Genomic DNA, 15151 nt, shown 5'->3' with positions numbered 1-15151 from the left:
ATGCCGGGCGTACCAAAAAATTCCAGCGGTCACTCACTCCGCTCGTGCCGCTAAATTTGGCGTTATATGCTTTGTGCAAACCTGGAAGTTTTTTATAATTTGCAGATCTTGTTTTTGATATGGGAAAAGAATAAATTCCCAAAAACGTATTTTGTATCACTTTTCCCTTGAATTATTGAGATAGCTGAGTAAGACCGTATTTGAGAGCATCAGAGAAATCCCGCTCTGATGCTCTTCTGCTCAACAGGCCCTATGCTTTCTTCTTCTGATAAACCTTCACGCCAACAATAACAGCAGCAGCCACTAAACCGGCAAACAACAGATGATCCGGTTCCGTCAGCTGATGCCAGATAGCTGTCATCACACCACCGGTAGAGTGATCTCCCGGGTGGGCCATAGCCTGACTGGCGATCAGGGTACTCACGCTGGCCAGTGACAGTAATTTGATGTTCATGCCTGTTTTCCTTGTTTGAATTTTATCAGTTAAACCGTTGGATGTTCTACGCGGTCGCTGCGGCTTCCGGCATTTTGGCATCCAGCATGCCTTTATCGATAATGAAATCGATGATCTCCCGCACGCCTTCGTTGGCCTTCAGGTTGGTGAAGAAAAACGGGCGGTCTCCCCGCATTTTTCTGGCATCCCGATCCATCACTTCCAGAGAGGCTCCAACATAAGGTGCCAGGTCTGTTTTGTTGATAATCAGCAGGTCGGAGCGGGTAATGCCCGGGCCACCTTTGCGTGGGATTTTGTCGCCGGCAGAAACGTCGATGACATAGAGGGTCAGGTCAGACAGTTCCGGGCTGAAAGTGGCACTGAGGTTATCGCCACCAGACTCTACCAGAACCAGTTCAAGACCGGGGTGGCGCTGGCACAGTTCATCAACTGCCGCCAGATTCATGGAGGCGTCTTCACGAATGGCGGTGTGTGGGCAGCCACCGGTTTCTACCCCGATGATCCGGTCTTCGTCCAGCGCTTCATTGCGCATCAGAAATTGGGCGTCTTCTTTCGTATAAATATCGTTGGTGACCACGGCCAGATTGTAATGGTCGCGCATGGCGGCACAGAGTTTGGTCAGCAGTGCGGTCTTACCGGAACCGACCGGGCCACCGACACCGACACGCAGGGTTTGTGGGGTTCTTGATGTTGTCATGGTGATTGTCCTTGTTATTAACGGGTAAATGGTCAGGTTAAGAGCGGAATAGCCTCGAATACTGATGCTCATGCCAGCAACTGGCCATGGCAAAGTGCATCAGGTTGTTACCAATTTCATGATCTGCCAGTGACTGGGCCAGGGTGAGTGCGGGTTCGATCCCGTGAATCAGGCGCTTCAGAATATGCTGGGCATCGGTCTGGCCAAGGGGAACGGCTTTGGTGGCTGCGGTTACCTGGTTCTCACACCAGGACCAGAGCAACCCTGTCGCAGCGGTTTTCTTATCGATGCCATGACATAACGAGGACAGGGCGAACATGGCGGCCTGTGTCGGCGATTGCAACCAGTCCGTACGGGCTTCGTCCGGATACATGGACTTGACCCAGACAGCAAATGCGCGGCCAACCTGGCAGTCTTCATCGTATAACTCCCTGGTCTCCCGGAAAGCCAGCAGCGTTTCGTTCCAGTGGTTAACCTGCTGCCGGTCTTCTACCGAAAAGGCGTCGTATAGCCGGAAAAACACCGGTATATCCAGACGGGCCATGCCCTGTTGCATCAGTTCGCTGATCCAGTTGCCGGTGGTCTCACGGTTATAGCACCACTGTCGGTCAATGGCGGTTTCCAGCCCCTGGGAGTAAGCAAACGCACCAACCGGCAGTGCCGGGCTGGCCAGATGCAGCAGACCCAGCAGCGACTCAGTGGTGATGCTCATGATGGGCGTGTCCATGTTCGTGAGCATGACTGTGCTGATGATGGGAATGACCCTTGCTATAGGCACCGTTCTCAGGCTCAAAGGGAGCCTGTTCATGGTCCAGTTCCAGCCCAAGCAGGGACACCATATCATCCAGAACATGGTCAACCTGGTAGCGTAGCCAGTTGTCGCCTATCTGCAAGGGAACGTGGCGGTTGCCCAGGTGATAACAGGCCCTGGCAAAGGTCAAAGGATCCTTACAACGGGCGGTGGTGACGGCTTCACTGGCGGCGGTAATGCGGATGATTTCGCCGGTTTCAGCTTGCAGCAGAGTGCCGTCACGCATAACGTCGCCACGGTCAATAAAAATACCGGCATCCCGGCCACTCACCGTAACGGCTTTCAGTCGTCCACGTTTGCGTTGATCAAAAGGGAGCAGGAGTTCATCAGAAAACTCACTGCTCGCTGTCGGGAGGCGCTCGATTAACTTCAACATAAACGATCCTCGGTTTCAGAATAAGAAATAACGCTGGGCCAGCGGCACCACGTCTGCCGGTTCACACACCAGCAGTTCGCCATTGGCCCTGACTTCATAGGTTTCCGGGTCCACCTCCATCCGGGGCTGCCAGGTATTGAGCACCATATCCGCCTTGCGGATGGTCCGGGTATTTTTAACGGCAGATAAGGTTTTCTTCAGGCCCAGTTTTTCACCAATACCCGCCTCCAGTGCCGCCTGGGAAACAAACGACAATGACGTATCGGCAACGGCCTGCCCCATAGCACCAAACATGGGGCGGTAATGAACCGGCTGGGGTGTCGGGATGGAGGCATTCGGGTCGCCCATCGGTGCCGTTGCGATAGCACCCCCCTTAATCACCAGTGACGGTTTAACGCCGAAAAATGCCGGTTTCCACAGCACCAGGTCAGCCAGTTTACCCGGCTCAATGGAGCCGACCTCGTGGGCAATACCGTGGGTAATGGCGGGGTTGATGGTATATTTGGCGATATAGCGACGAACCCGGAAGTTATCCACCCCGGCATCGCTATCTTCTGGCAACAGTCCCCGTTGCACTTTCATTTTATGGGCGGTCTGCCAGGTTCTGCTGATCACTTCGCCGACCCGTCCCATGGCCTGAGAGTCTGAGGCGATCATACTGAAAGCGCCCAGGTCATGGAGGATATCTTCCGCCGCAATGGTTTCCCGGCGGATACGGGAGTCGGCAAAGGCCACATCTTCAGGAATATTGGGGTCCAGATGATGGCAGACCATCAGCATGTCCAAATGCTCATCCACCGTATTGACGGTGTAGGGGCGTGTCGGATTAGTCGACGATGGTAGTACATAGCTTTCGCCACAGGCTTTAATAATATCCGGTGCATGGCCACCACCGGCTCCTTCCGTGTGGTAGGTATGGATCACCCGACCTTTAAAGGCAGCCAGTGTGTCTTCCACAAAACCGGATTCGTTCAGGGTGTCGGTATGGATTGCCACCTGAATGTCGTATTTCTCAGCCACCGTCAGACAGCAGTCAATAGATTCCGGTGTGGTTCCCCAGTCCTCATGGAGTTTCATGCCCATGGCACCGGCCAGCACCTGTTCTTCCAGGGCTTCCGGCAGACTGCCATTGCCTTTACCCAGAAAGCCAATGTTCATGGGCAGGCTGTCCACGGCTTTGAGCATGGTGCTGATATGCCAGGTGCCGGGCGTACAGGTGGTGGCATTGGTGCCGGTGGCAGGCCCCGTGCCGCCACCGAGCATGGTGGTGACACCGGAGGTCAGGGCTTCTTCAATCTGCTGGGGGCAGATAAAGTGAATATGGGCATCGACACCACCGGCGGTAATGATCTGCCCTTCTCCGGCAATCACCTCGGTGCCCGGGCCGATAATAATATCCACACCTTCCTGAACATCCGGGTTACCCGCCTTGCCAATTGTTTCAATACGACCCTGTTTGATACCGATATCGGCCTTGACGATACCCCAGTGGTCGAGAATCAGGGCGTTGGTGATAACGGTATCCACAACCTCTGCGCCGGGCCGCTGGCTTTGTCCCATACCGTCCCGGATTACCTTGCCACCGCCAAATTTCACTTCATCCCCGTAGACCGTGTAATCCTTTTCGGGGCTGATAAACAGTTCGGTATCCCCCAGACGAACTTTGTCGCCTACGGTGGGGCCAAACATATCCACATAGGTTTGCCGGTCCATCTGCGTACGTTTGATGGTCATTGTGTTTCTCCCGGCTGTTTTGGTTCTGGCAGTGTGCCCATCACCTCGCCACGGAATCCGTAAATGGTCTGTTTGCCGGCATAGCGAACCAGTTCGACCTGTCGGTCCTGGCCGGGTTCAAAACGGACAGCCGTCCCTGCCGGGATATTCAGGCGAAACCCGAGGGTCTGCTCACGGTCAAAAGCAAGGGCGGGATTGGTTTCATAAAAGTGGTAGTGGGAACCCACCTGGATAGGACGGTCACCGGTATTGGCCACCGAGAGGGTCAGGGTCTCCCTGCCGACGTTAATCTCAATGGGGTCGGCAGAGGCAATCACTTCTCCTGGTATCATGATCAATCCTCAGGCTATGGGGTTATGGACGGTGACCAGCTTGGTACCATCGGGGAAGGTGGCTTCCACCTGAACCTCGTGGATCATTTCCGGAATACCGTCCATCACCTGCTCACGGGTAATCACTTCACGGCCTTCATTCATTAACTGGGCCACTGTTTTACCGTCACGGGCACCTTCCATGATATGCATGGAGATCAGCGCGATGGCTTCCGGGTAGTTCAGTTTGACCCCGCGCCCTAAACGACGCTCGGCAACCAGTGCTGCGGTATAGAGAAGCAGCTTGTCTTTTTCCCGGGGGGTAAGTTCCATAGTGAGATCCTGCTTTAATTATTCGTTAATTTAGGTATTCCAGATGCGTGGCCGACACCCTTTGCGGCCATTGAATCGTTCTCTCTCAGCTTCCCAAATCCAGGTAAAAATGGTTCTGGCCTGCTCTGATGAATCGCCCAGGTAACGCACAATAAACACACCGGCCCGCCAGGTGATGGCGGTTACCCGGTGCCAGCCTTTATCGACCAGCTGGCTGTGCAGGCCGGGTAAGTCTGGCGGGCTTTCCAGGGTGATCAGAAAGGTGCCAAAGACGGTGTGATTATCGAGCCCCAGAAGGGACATGGGCAGTGCAGACCCGGCAGCAAAATCGAGCCTGTCAAGGTAGAGCGGTGTGCTGTCCCGGGTCAGGGTGAGATGCTGGGTGAGTTGCCCTCGGGCAAACTGCTCGCCGCTGGCGGTTCGACCCAGACAGATAATATCCCAGCCTGCAAAGAGCGCATTGCCGCTCAGTTCAATGCGGGTATCAAGCTCGGTAATGGCACCGTTAAACAGGATGGTTTCCTGAGGCAGCCACTCCATGGAGGCTGAGTCGCTGACCGTGATATGCGTTGTCTGTTTTTGTAGTTGACCATTGCCGTTGAAATAGACTTTACCGGCAGCCGGGGTTGTGACCAGCCCATGGGCACCTTTTCTGATGGCAAAGCGCTGTACCAGTTCATCTCCGGCCACCAGGCCACCGGGAGGATGCAGAATATAAAGATGGGTCAGGTCTTTGCCTTCCGGCCAGAAAGGGCGTTGAATGCGCAGCGGCCCATAATGGCGGGTTCTCCCCATCAGGGTACGGCCATTCAGGTGTTTAAGTTCTACGTCTATCCCGGCACGCCAACCCGACGACGATACCTCGGCGCTATCAGGCCTGCTGCTCTGGTTGCTCTCTGTCTCACCCGATGATGCTTGCATATTACAGCCTTGTGCTTGTTCTTATCCGGGATCATTTATTGGTGATCTTTTTGATCAATGGCAAAACCTGTGCCAGACACAGTATTTCACTGAATACGTCACTTGTCGCCGACATAATACCTGACCAAATGGTCATTATGAATGCCTTGATTTGGTGCGGCATCAGTTAATGTGCCTGCAAGGCGCGCCAAAATATGGCGTACCCCCTGTTGTTTCCGGCAAATGCCTGCCGGTCTGGAAAATTCAGGGCGGAGGCTCTCTTTCCCAGCCAGCTTTCCCATGGCGCAAGCACTGAAACTGACCATGGCACACCTCTTGCTATCCCCTGTTCAGGAAACGAACAGCGAACAATCGACAGCGGGGAAGCTATGAACAACCGGTTAAACAAACTATCCAGGAACTTTTTAACGGCATCGGTGGCTACTGCCGCACTGTCATGGTCAGTAATGGCTCAGGCTGCAGACACCATTAAGGTTGGGGTGCTTCACTCCCTTTCCGGCACCATGGCCATCAGTGAAACCACGCTGAAAGATACCGTGTTGATGATGGTGGAAGAGCAGAATAAAAATGGTGGGGTGCTTGGCAAGAAGCTGGAGGCAGTGGTCGTTGACCCGGCCTCGGACTGGCCATTGTTTGCCGAGAAAGCCAGGGAGCTGCTGGTTAAAGAAGACGTCGATGTTATTTTTGGCGGCTGGACTTCCGTGTCCCGCAAATCGGTACTGCCGGTGGTGGAAGAACTGAATGGTCTGATGTTCTACCCGGTTCAGTATGAAGGGGAAGAGTCCTCGAAAAATGTGTTTTATACCGGCGCGGCACCCAACCAGCAGGCCATTCCGGCGGTGGATTACCTGATGAGCGAAGAGGGGGGTGCGGTCACCCGTTTCGTTCTGGCCGGTACCGACTATGTTTATCCAAGAACCACCAACAAAATTCTGGAATCCTACCTGAAAAGCAAAGGCATCAAAGATGCTGACATTATGATCAATTATACGCCGTTCGGTCACTCAGACTGGCAGACCATTGTTTCTGATATCAAAAAGTTTGGTAATACCGGTAAAAAGACCGCGGTGATTTCCACCATCAATGGCGATGCCAATGTTCCATTCTACAAGGAACTGGGAAACCAGGGGGTTTCGGCTGAAGAGATTCCGGTGATTGCTTTTTCGGTGGGTGAAGAAGAACTTTCCGGCATTGATACCGGGCCACTGGTAGGTCACCTGGCGGCATGGAACTATTTCATGAGTGCTGAAAGTGACACCAACGATGAATTTATTGAAACATGGCAGTCTTTTATCAAGGATGAAGAGCGAGTTGCCAATGACCCGATGGAAGCCACTTACATCGGCTTCAATATGTGGGTTGAGGCGGTTGAGAAGGCCGGTACCACCAACGTTGATTCAGTGCGTTCAGCGATGTATGGCATTACCGTTCCTAACCTGACCGGTGGCACAGCGGTGATGAATACCAACCACCATCTGACCAAGCCGGTATTGATTGGTGAAATTCAGGATGATGGTCAGTTCGAGATTGTCTGGGAAACCAAAGGTGGCGTTATTGGCGACGCCTGGACCGATTTTCTGCCGGAAAGTTCCAAAATTGTTGCCGACTGGTCGGCACCGGTTCAATGCGGCAACTATAACCTGGAAACCGGCGTCTGCTCCGGCCAGAACTACTGATTTATAAAGATAGAGTAACGATCAGGCCCTCCCTATCCCGCAAGGGAGGGACATATAAGGATGTATTATGAATCAGAACTTCCGGCAGATGGTTCACAGTCTGCCAGCACGCTTTCTCCTGTTCCTGCTGCTGATTTTATCGCGGCCGGTGTTGGCGGTGTTGCCCGAAGACCTTAAACCATTATTAAGCAAAAGTTCCTGGGGACAGCTGGAAGCTGTGATCACGTCCCTGGCGGAAGAAGGCAGCGAGTCCAGCCAACAGATTCTGGAACATTGGCTCAATGGCAAACTGTTTGTTGAGAAACAGCATAAACGACTGGTGTTCGCCGAAAAGACGCCGGATAAACAGTATCGGATTTTTGACCCTTTCCCTGCCCAGGGGGAGTTGCAAGGTGCGTCTTCAGTCCTTGGCACAGTAAAGAAAAGAGCGCTGAAAAAAGTAAGAATTAATAATCAACTGCGCTCAATCATTAAAACAGCACTGGCATCCTGGGACTTGAAAGCCAGTGACCCACAAACCCGCATAAATGCCATATACGCCTCTCTGAAAACGCTGGATAGCAAAACGCTGGGTACACTCAGAACTTTGAGGGCCAGCGAAGAGAATCAGGGAGTTATCAATGCCCTGGATATGGCCCTGGCTCTGGATCGCTTGCAGACGGGTTCGATCAGTGCACAAATAGCAGCGGTTGAGGTGCTCACCCGTTCTGATCACCCCTTTATTCGTTCCGCACTGGCGGAGGCAGTAACCGCTACGGACCATACCGCGCTGGCACAAACCATCACAACGGCACTGGCCGAAATTGACCAGCGACAGCAGTACTATACCGTGGCTGAAAATATCTTCTTTGGCTTGAGTCTTGGCTCTGTGCTGTTGCTGTCGGCTATCGGGCTGGCGATTACTTTCGGGGTGATGGGCGTGATTAATATGGCCCATGGGGAGATGATGATGCTCGGTGCTTATACGACGTTCGTCATTCAGTCACTATTTCCGGAACTCATTGACCAGTCCCTGTTTATTGCCATCCCCCTGGCCTTTCTGGTTGCCGGTGCTACCGGGGTCCTTATTGAGTGGCTGGTTATCCGCCATCTCTATGGTCGTCCCCTGGAAACCCTGCTGGCGACCTTTGGTATCAGCCTGATTCTTCAGCAGGCGGTAAGAACGATTTTTTCACCATTGAATCAGGAAGTGGCCACACCCGCCTGGATGAGTGGCTCGTGGGTAATTAATGAGGCACTGTCGCTCACCTGGAACCGTTTATACATTGTTGGCTTCAGTCTGCTGGTGTTTATGGTGCTGCTGCTGGTGATGCGTCACAGCCGCTTTGGCCTGAATATCCGCGCAGTGACCCAGAACCGCGCCATGGCCAGTTCCATGGGTATTCCTACCGGCCGGGTGGATGCCCTGACCTTTGGCCTGGGCTCCGGTATTGCCGGTGTGGCGGGCGTCGCCCTGTCGCAGTTGACCAATGTTGGGCCAAACCTGGGTCAGAATTACATTATCGACTCCTTCATGGTGGTGGTGTTCGGTGGCGTAGGGAGCCTGTGGGGCACCTTGGTCGCCGCCATGGGACTGGGTGTGGTGAATAAGTTTCTGGAGCCCTGGGCTGGTGCCGTGGTTGCCAAGATTCTGGTATTGGTATTCATCATTCTGTTTATCCAGAAGCGACCCCGGGGGCTGTTTGCGCTCAAGGGGCGGGCAGTTGAGGGCTGACACATGACGAATGGATTCCAACAGGGGTTTTTATCCCGGCTGTTGCTTGAAGATCGGCTTGAAGATCGTGCCGGTAAACTTCTTCTGTCGTCAGTGATGGCAATCACGGTTGTGGTGGTGTTGCTCAACACATTGATGCCGGAAGGTTCTCCCCTGCACGTCAGCAACTATACCGTTACTCTGCTGGGGAAGTATCTCTGCTATGGATTGCTGGCCCTGGCTTTGGATCTGGTCTGGGGATACTGCGGGATTCTCAGCCTGGGTCATGGGGCCTTTTTTGCCCTGGGCGGTTATGCCATGGGTATGTACCTGATGCGCCAGATTGGAGACCGTGGTGTTTATGGCAACCCGGAGCTGCCGGACTTTATGGTGTTTCTGAACTGGCAGGAGCTGCCCTGGTACTGGTATGGGTTTGACTCTTTCGCTGTTGCCCTGGTAATGGTCGCCCTGGTGCCCGGTCTGCTGGCGTTCCTTTTTGGCTGGCTGGCTTTCCGTTCCCGGGTGACCGGTGTTTATCTCTCCATCATTACTCAGGCACTGACGTATGCCCTGATGCTATTGTTCTTCCAGAATGACTTTGGCTTTGGTGGTAATAATGGCCTGACTGACTTTAAGGACCTGCTGGGTTTCAGCCTGCAAAGTGACCGTACCCGTGTGGTACTGCTTATGGCGTCTGCACTGGCACTGGTGCTGGGTTACCTGGTGTGTCGCTGGCTGGTGAGCAGCCGTTATGGCCGGGTGCTGGTGGCCGTGCGGGATGCCGAGAGCCGGGTACGCTTTATGGGCTACCAGGTTGAACACTACAAGCTGGTGGCGTTTACCCTGTCGGCGGTGCTTGCCGGTATTGCCGGTGCCCTCTATGTTCCCCAGGTTGGCATTATTAATCCGGGTGAGTTTTCTCCCATCAACTCTATTGAGCTGGTGGTCTGGGTAGCCGTCGGTGGTCGTGGAACACTCTATGGTGCGGTGATTGGTGCCGTCGTTGTTAACTACGCTAAAACCTGGTTTACCGGCGTTATGCCCGATGCCTGGCTGTTTGCCCTGGGGGCGCTGTTTGTTATTACTACGCTTTGGCTGCCTAAAGGTTTGGTCGGGCTTTATCAACAGATCGCGGGCTTTATCAATGAACGCCGGGATCCTCAGGGCAACAGAGCTGAGAGAAAGGAGTTAGTGGATGGATAAGCATATACCCAACGACACTTTGCTCTATCTCAACAATGTCACGGTCAGTTTCGATGGCTTCCGGGCATTGAATGAACTCTCCTTTATGGTGCGGGAAAAAGAGCTGAGTGCGATTATCGGCCCCAATGGTGCGGGTAAGAGCACCATGATGGATGTGGTGACCGGTAAAACCCGACCTGACTCCGGTGAAGTGTTTTTTCGTGGCAACGTGGATTTGACCCGCTATGACGAAACCGACGTCGCCAATATGGGGATTGGCCGGAAGTTTCAGAAGCCCTCCGTGATTGAAAGCCTGACAGTTTGGGAAAATCTGGAGCTGGCCCTGACTGGACGACGAACGCCTTTTGCTGCCATGTTTGGTGCGCTCAGCGCAAAAGGTGCCAGAAGAATCGATGAAGTGATGGCTCTGATTCGATTGTCAGACCGGAAAGGGTGGTCAGGGGCCTCATTATCCCATGGACAGAAACAGTGGCTGGAGATTGGCATGCTGCTGTTGCAGGAACCGGAGCTATTGCTGGTGGATGAACCGGCGGCGGGTATGACCGACGAAGAGACCTTCAGAACGGCAGATCTGTTAAAAGATCTGGCCAGAGAGCGCAGTGTGGTAGTGGTTGAACATGATATGGCGTTTATCCGGGCGCTGGAGTGCCCGGTGATGGTGCTGCATGAAGGCAGTGTGCTGGCGTCCGGCTCATTGGACCATGTTCAGCAGAATCAAAAAGTCATCGACGTTTATCTGGGTAGATAGGAGGGGCAATGGAAGGAACAATGGAAGGGATGCTGGAAGTACAGGGCATTGATGTGTTTTACAGTGCCAGCCAGGCCCTGAAGTCGGTAACCATTGCCGCGCATAAGGGACAGGTGACCAGCGTTATGGGGCGCAATGGTGTTGGCAAAACCACCCTGATGAATGCTGTTGCTGGTCGGGTAACACCCGCCTCTGGCAAGATCCTGTGGCAGGGCAGGGATATTGCCAGCAGCCCCGCTCACTCAAGGGCACGGAACGGTATCGCCTATGTTCCCCAGGGGCGGCAGATTTTTCCTTTACTGACGGTGCAGGAAAACCTGGAAACCGGTTTTGCCTGTCTGCCCCGGGCAAAGCGGCGGATTGATCCGGAAATCTTTGATCTCTTTCCCGTGTTACAACAGATGCGCCATCGTCGGGGTGGCGATTTGTCCGGTGGTCAGCAACAGCAGCTGGCCATTGCCCGGGCACTGGTAACCCGGCCAGAGCTGTTGATTCTGGATGAGCCAACGGAGGGCATTCAACCGTCCATTATCAAGGATATTCAGTCGGTTATTGGTCTGCTCCGGGACCGGGGTGAGATGGCCATTCTGCTGGTTGAGCAGTTCTTTGAGTTTGCCCGTGACCTGGCGGATACCTTTGCGGTGCTGGATCGAGGCGAGGTTGCTTTGGCAGGAGCCGGCAACGACATGGATGAAGTTGCCGTTCGTCGTTTAATGACTGTTTGATAGCTGGTCATTGTATTCAGTGTCACCGCTGGTACCCTGATTTTCAACCCCGTTTAGGCACTGTCATTTAATAACTTTGACGTTTCAGTAAGCGCTTCCTACCACCGGAAAAAGGCAGGCCGCTTGTGATTTTGCGGCCAGCAGGGGGTGAGCTTGGGAATTGTCCCTGAAACTTCCTATTTTTGCCACGGAGACACGGAGAATAGAAAAAAATCTTTTCCTCCGTGACTCCGTGGCAAAATTTTTTCTTGACTGGGTTAGCACCGGGAATGTGGAAGTTATTTCATGACAGTTCCTTAACAAGTCTCAGTCAAATCCGGAACTTATTCCGAGACAATTCCTTGTTGGGAGCATTAAAAAGAATACCTCAGGTACCAGTTCGATGGTACTATTTCACCCCTATACAACTATAAATAAATTGTCGTGTAATGCAAAACTGCCTTAATACTCAAGTAAATGGAATAGAGGGGCGGTAGCGTGAGTGCGGTTCGAAAGTTGTTTTATCATTTTTTGATTTAAGCTTCCGGGTGTTGATCTGGCCCTCATTTTTTATCAGCGATCAACAGGGCTTAGGAATTGCCCCGGAATAATTTGTACATTTCTGAGTTTCAAAACCACGTTCGTCCTGAGCCTGTCGAAGGGCGTGAACTCCGGCCTCATGTATTGTGCCTATCACCCTTCGACAAGCTCAGGATGAACGGAGATCGAGTTCAAAATATCGAAATTATTTCGTGACAATTCCTTAAAACCGCTTTACCACCGCGATTGAGTACATGGATATATCATTGTTGTATTGACATTGGCATGACCCAACAACTCTTGAACGGTAATGCTTCAACAGACGCTTTGGGCAACAACGTCATTCTGTCTTTGCCACCCTTGCCATGGCGAACGGTAATTTCCATACGCCCAAAATCAACATCCTGAACCCTGAGACGGAGTGTTTCCTTCAGTCGAAGACCGGCACCATACATTAATTGGGCGACTAATAATGGTGTGCCTTTGAGATAGGACAAGACAGAGTTGGCTTCAGTCACCGAAAACACAACAGGGAGTTTTTTTGGCCGTTTTGCTTTTAGCCAGTCATTGATCGTAAAGCTGTCACGCCCCCAGCACTTGTTTGTACAAAAAGACCAGGGCACTCAATGCCTGCTGCTGAGTGCTGATAGCAACGTGCTTTTTCATCACCAGATGGGTAAGAAAATCACGGACATTATCGCCAGTCAGTAAATCGGGATGACGCATTTTATGAAATTTTATAAAGCGTTTAATCCAGTCCCAGTAGCTGCGCTCGGTAGACAGAGAGTAACCGTCAGAGCGAATGGCAATTTGAAAGCGTTCTTGTAATCTCATATAAGTCCTACTTGATACTGTGTTTTTATACAGTAAAAGCTAGTTCGTATATGCAAAAAATCAACTGAATGGTTAACATGTTTTTTTGAATGAAAATAAAGCAATCTTTAATCACACGGGTTGCTTGACCGAAAAATATACGAATTACTAAATGCGAATCAGAAGATATAGCCCTATGTACGGGACAAAAAATCTGGAGGCCAGAGCTGGCAAGAGTTCTCAGGGGATGAGCTGACTCTCCATGTAAGGTAATCTATGCGGTCTCTAACCTCCGAACAGATTATCGTAGTAGAAGTACATGGAAGAAGTCAGCTCATTAGCCAAGGAGCTTAAAGCTCATCTGCCCTGGCATCAAGCCCGGATTATTTTTCTTGCCCAATTCATTCTCGGCCTGATACGTGGGCGATCATGCAATCTTTACCGTGTAGCAGAAGAGTTCCAAAGCAAGTCTCAGGCAGAATCAAGCTATCGTCGTATAAAGCGCTTTTTTGCCGGTTACACCTACTGTTATGAACAGCTGGGTAAACTGATACTTCACTGGCTGAACCTCGACAGATACACACTCTGCATGGATAGAACCAACTGGCAGTTTGGCAGTCAGCATATCAACTATCTCGTGGTTGCTGTTGCATGGCAGGGAGCGTCTATTCCCATTGTCTGGATTTGCCTCGATAAGAGTGGCGGCAACTCAAATGCTGAAGAGCGTATTGCTATCATGGAACGAGTCCTGAAATTGATTCCAGCGGATAAGATAGATGAGCTACTTGCTGATCGTGAGTTCATTGGCCGTGAGTGGTTCAATTAGCTGGACAATCAGGGCATCTTCTGCCGACTGCGAATCAAGGAAAGCACTACAGTACTGAGTAACTGTGGCAAGAATATCAAAGCCGCACAATTGTTTTGGAACATAAAGCTTGACCAGACTGTCACTTGGCACAGCAAACGCAAAGTTTCAGGTGTTTCTCTTTATATTGCTGCAAGACGCACAATCAAGGGACTCTTGATTGTCGTGGCAACCCAGAAACCAGACACCATGATTGAGGACTACTATAAGCGTTGGTCGATAGAAACGCTGTTTGGTTGCCTGAAAAGTCGAGGCTTTGATCTTGAGTCTACCCACATGACGGATCTGGATCGCATGGACAAGCTAATGGGCATGCTTGCATTGGCATTTGCCTGGTGTTTGATTGCTGGTCACTGGCATTATGGTGAAGCGAAAGAACTCCCTTTGAATAAGCATATGCGGCCAGCCAAAGCTCTGTTCAGACTGGGAATAGACATGCTCCGCAGGGTTTTGAAAAACGAGGGTTCAAAAAATGATCAGATTGGATTTCAGACCCTGCTTCAGGTTTTGTCCCGTACATAGGATATAGCCTTTAAAATGCAGAACGCTGTGTAAGTCGCGCTGCATGGGGGTATCGGCTGGTGCGTATAGCGAATCTACAGTATGTTATGCGAAACTGATACGTGTAAACGACTGTTATACGCTCATACAACAAAACACCAAAAATACAAAGTGGCACACAAAGGAGTGATAAAATGAAGAAGCTTGGAATATTGTTTTCTGCAATGGTATTAATTCAAGGGTGTTCTACCACTGATATTAATCAAATTGCAAGTGATGCTGTTTCCGGTGCAATTGACGGGGTGTTAAAATCAACAACAGATGTTGGATCTATAATACCAGAAACTTCTAAATCCAGATCCTACTCTGTTGAAAGTAAAAACATTTCAATAGTTGAAGCATCAAAAACTAAGAGAGAGCTTGGGAAAATATCTATTACTAAAACAGAGAAAAACCCCAAAAACCAGACAAAGCTTGTGTTAGATTCCTGCATGCATCCAAGGATTGGTACTTTAAGATGTGGCGGTTACATCTTTGAAGTTACTTCTGAGGGGTGGTTAAAAGAAGACCCAATAACATTCGACGATCTAAATTATCCAGAATTGACTCTTGCTGCAGGAAAGTACTATATAAAAGCACTTAACTGGGAAACAGGTAGAAATCGCTTTGTGACAGGAGAGTTCACTGTAAAGCCTTTTGTAACAAATTTGGTGAGTTTAGAACTTGAGTAATCACCGCGTATACATCGGGTAAGGGCTGGTCTTTCTCCGG

At 51.4% G+C, this 15151-nt stretch carries 16 protein-coding genes and 1 pseudogene; 7 read left to right on the top strand and 10 right to left on the bottom strand.

Translation table 11 applies throughout. The annotated features are described in order from the left end of the window. Positions 1-250 precede the first annotated feature (250 nt). The 8 genes from ACO6V1_RS18620 to ACO6V1_RS18585 are packed head-to-tail and all read right to left on the bottom strand — an operon-like array spanning position 251 to position 5637. Positions 251-454 (bottom strand): HupE/UreJ family protein, encoded by a 204-nt coding sequence (locus tag ACO6V1_RS18620; RefSeq protein ID WP_422450622.1) that lies wholly within the window; start codon positions 452-454, stop codon positions 251-253. Between the two features lie 46 nt (positions 455-500). Then, positions 501-1151, bottom strand: coding sequence for an urease accessory protein UreG (gene ureG, locus ACO6V1_RS18615; RefSeq protein ID WP_209278324.1), 651 nt, complete (start codon positions 1149-1151; stop codon positions 501-503). 37 nt (positions 1152-1188) lie between these two features. Next, on the bottom strand, positions 1189-1863 hold the full coding sequence (locus ACO6V1_RS18610; protein ID WP_422450624.1) for an urease accessory protein UreF: 675 nt from the start codon (positions 1861-1863) through the stop codon (positions 1189-1191). Continuing rightward, entirely contained in the window at positions 1847-2338 is a 492-nt protein-coding gene (ureE, locus tag ACO6V1_RS18605) for an urease accessory protein UreE (RefSeq protein ID WP_422450625.1), read from the bottom strand. Before ureE ends, ACO6V1_RS18610 begins: the two co-directional genes overlap by 17 nt. A 15-nt stretch (positions 2339-2353) precedes the next feature. Beyond that, entirely contained in the window at positions 2354-4072 is a 1719-nt protein-coding gene (ureC, locus tag ACO6V1_RS18600; protein ID WP_422467984.1) for an urease subunit alpha, read from the bottom strand. Continuing rightward, entirely contained in the window at positions 4069-4404 is a 336-nt protein-coding gene (locus ACO6V1_RS18595; RefSeq protein WP_422467982.1) for an urease subunit beta, read from the bottom strand. Before ACO6V1_RS18595 ends, ureC begins: the two co-directional genes overlap by 4 nt. A 9-nt stretch (positions 4405-4413) precedes the next feature. Continuing rightward, entirely contained in the window at positions 4414-4716 is a 303-nt protein-coding gene (locus ACO6V1_RS18590; protein ID WP_209204055.1) for an urease subunit gamma, read from the bottom strand. A 30-nt stretch (positions 4717-4746) separates the two neighbouring features. Further along, positions 4747-5637 (bottom strand): urease accessory protein UreD, encoded by an 891-nt coding sequence (locus ACO6V1_RS18585; RefSeq protein ID WP_422467980.1) that lies wholly within the window; start codon positions 5635-5637, stop codon positions 4747-4749. A gap of 446 nt (positions 5638-6083) precedes the next feature. Between ACO6V1_RS18585 and urtA the strand changes: the two genes are divergently transcribed. The 5 genes from urtA to urtE all read left to right on the top strand — a co-directional run bounded on the left by urtA (position 6084) and on the right by urtE (position 11682). Next, complete coding sequence (gene urtA, locus ACO6V1_RS18580) at positions 6084-7313, top strand: urea ABC transporter substrate-binding protein (protein WP_422463573.1); 1230 nt, start codon at positions 6084-6086, stop codon at positions 7311-7313. A 67-nt stretch (positions 7314-7380) separates the two neighbouring features. Next, complete coding sequence (gene urtB / locus ACO6V1_RS18575) at positions 7381-9027, top strand: urea ABC transporter permease subunit UrtB (RefSeq protein WP_422467978.1); 1647 nt, start codon at positions 7381-7383, stop codon at positions 9025-9027. A 3-nt stretch (positions 9028-9030) separates the two neighbouring features. Further along, positions 9031-10209, top strand: a complete 1179-nt coding sequence (gene urtC, locus ACO6V1_RS18570; RefSeq protein WP_422467976.1) for an urea ABC transporter permease subunit UrtC — start codon at positions 9031-9033, stop codon at positions 10207-10209. After that, positions 10202-10957, top strand: a complete 756-nt coding sequence (gene urtD, locus ACO6V1_RS18565) for an urea ABC transporter ATP-binding protein UrtD (RefSeq protein ID WP_422467974.1) — start codon at positions 10202-10204, stop codon at positions 10955-10957. Before urtC ends, urtD begins: the two co-directional genes overlap by 8 nt. A gap of 29 nt (positions 10958-10986) precedes the next feature. Then, a complete protein-coding gene (gene urtE / locus ACO6V1_RS18560) occupies positions 10987-11682 on the top strand; it encodes an urea ABC transporter ATP-binding subunit UrtE (protein ID WP_422467986.1) in 696 nt (231 codons plus the stop codon). Between the two features lie 782 nt (positions 11683-12464). Here urtE and ACO6V1_RS18555 read toward each other — a convergent pair. Next, positions 12465-12824, bottom strand: a complete 360-nt coding sequence (locus ACO6V1_RS18555; RefSeq protein ID WP_422450632.1) for a tyrosine-type recombinase/integrase — start codon at positions 12822-12824, stop codon at positions 12465-12467. Beyond that, positions 12784-13035 carry a site-specific integrase gene (locus tag ACO6V1_RS18550; RefSeq protein ID WP_422450633.1) on the bottom strand — a complete coding sequence of 84 codons (252 nt, stop codon included), beginning with the start codon at positions 13033-13035 and terminating at the stop codon, positions 12784-12786. The genes ACO6V1_RS18555 and ACO6V1_RS18550 overlap by 41 nt, the downstream gene beginning before the upstream one ends. A 298-nt stretch (positions 13036-13333) precedes the next feature. Here ACO6V1_RS18550 and ACO6V1_RS18545 point away from each other — a divergent pair. Beyond that, positions 13334-14401 (top strand): annotated as a pseudogene (locus tag ACO6V1_RS18545) (IS4 family transposase). A gap of 173 nt (positions 14402-14574) precedes the next feature. Continuing rightward, positions 14575-15111, top strand: coding sequence for a hypothetical protein (locus ACO6V1_RS18540; protein WP_422450634.1), 537 nt, complete (start codon positions 14575-14577; stop codon positions 15109-15111). Positions 15112-15151 lie beyond the last annotated feature (40 nt).

Source organism: Endozoicomonas sp. ALC013, assembly GCF_049310205.1.
GTDB lineage: Bacteria > Pseudomonadota > Gammaproteobacteria > Pseudomonadales > Endozoicomonadaceae > Endozoicomonas.
The sequence above is the reverse complement of the archived record's forward strand: the minus strand, read 5'-3'. Positions and strand labels throughout refer to the sequence as shown.

Excerpts from the sequence above, each read along its gene's own strand:
- urtB (WP_422467978.1), top strand. The coding sequence starts at position 7,381 with ATGAATCAGAACTTCCGGCAGATGGTTCACAGTCTGCCAGCACGCTTT.
- ACO6V1_RS18585 (WP_422467980.1), bottom strand. The coding sequence starts at position 5,637 with ATGCAAGCATCATCGGGTGAGACAGAGAGCAACCAGAGCAGCAGGCCT.
- urtD (WP_422467974.1), top strand. The coding sequence starts at position 10,202 with ATGGATAAGCATATACCCAACGACACTTTGCTCTATCTCAACAATGTC.
- ACO6V1_RS18595 (WP_422467982.1), bottom strand. The coding sequence starts at position 4,404 with ATGATACCAGGAGAAGTGATTGCCTCTGCCGACCCCATTGAGATTAAC.
- urtA (WP_422463573.1), top strand. The coding sequence starts at position 6,084 with ATGGCTCAGGCTGCAGACACCATTAAGGTTGGGGTGCTTCACTCCCTT.
- ACO6V1_RS18540 (WP_422450634.1), top strand. The coding sequence starts at position 14,575 with ATGAAGAAGCTTGGAATATTGTTTTCTGCAATGGTATTAATTCAAGGG.
- ureG (WP_209278324.1), bottom strand. The coding sequence starts at position 1,151 with ATGACAACATCAAGAACCCCACAAACCCTGCGTGTCGGTGTCGGTGGC.
- ureE (WP_422450625.1), bottom strand. The coding sequence starts at position 2,338 with ATGTTGAAGTTAATCGAGCGCCTCCCGACAGCGAGCAGTGAGTTTTCT.
- urtC (WP_422467976.1), top strand. The coding sequence starts at position 9,031 with ATGACGAATGGATTCCAACAGGGGTTTTTATCCCGGCTGTTGCTTGAA.
- urtE (WP_422467986.1), top strand. The coding sequence starts at position 10,987 with ATGCTGGAAGTACAGGGCATTGATGTGTTTTACAGTGCCAGCCAGGCC.
- ACO6V1_RS18610 (WP_422450624.1), bottom strand. The coding sequence starts at position 1,863 with ATGAGCATCACCACTGAGTCGCTGCTGGGTCTGCTGCATCTGGCCAGC.
- ACO6V1_RS18550 (WP_422450633.1), bottom strand. The coding sequence starts at position 13,035 with ATGAGATTACAAGAACGCTTTCAAATTGCCATTCGCTCTGACGGTTAC.
- ACO6V1_RS18620 (WP_422450622.1), bottom strand. The coding sequence starts at position 454 with ATGAACATCAAATTACTGTCACTGGCCAGCGTGAGTACCCTGATCGCC.
- ureC (WP_422467984.1), bottom strand. The coding sequence starts at position 4,072 with ATGACCATCAAACGTACGCAGATGGACCGGCAAACCTATGTGGATATG.
- ACO6V1_RS18590 (WP_209204055.1), bottom strand. The coding sequence starts at position 4,716 with ATGGAACTTACCCCCCGGGAAAAAGACAAGCTGCTTCTCTATACCGCA.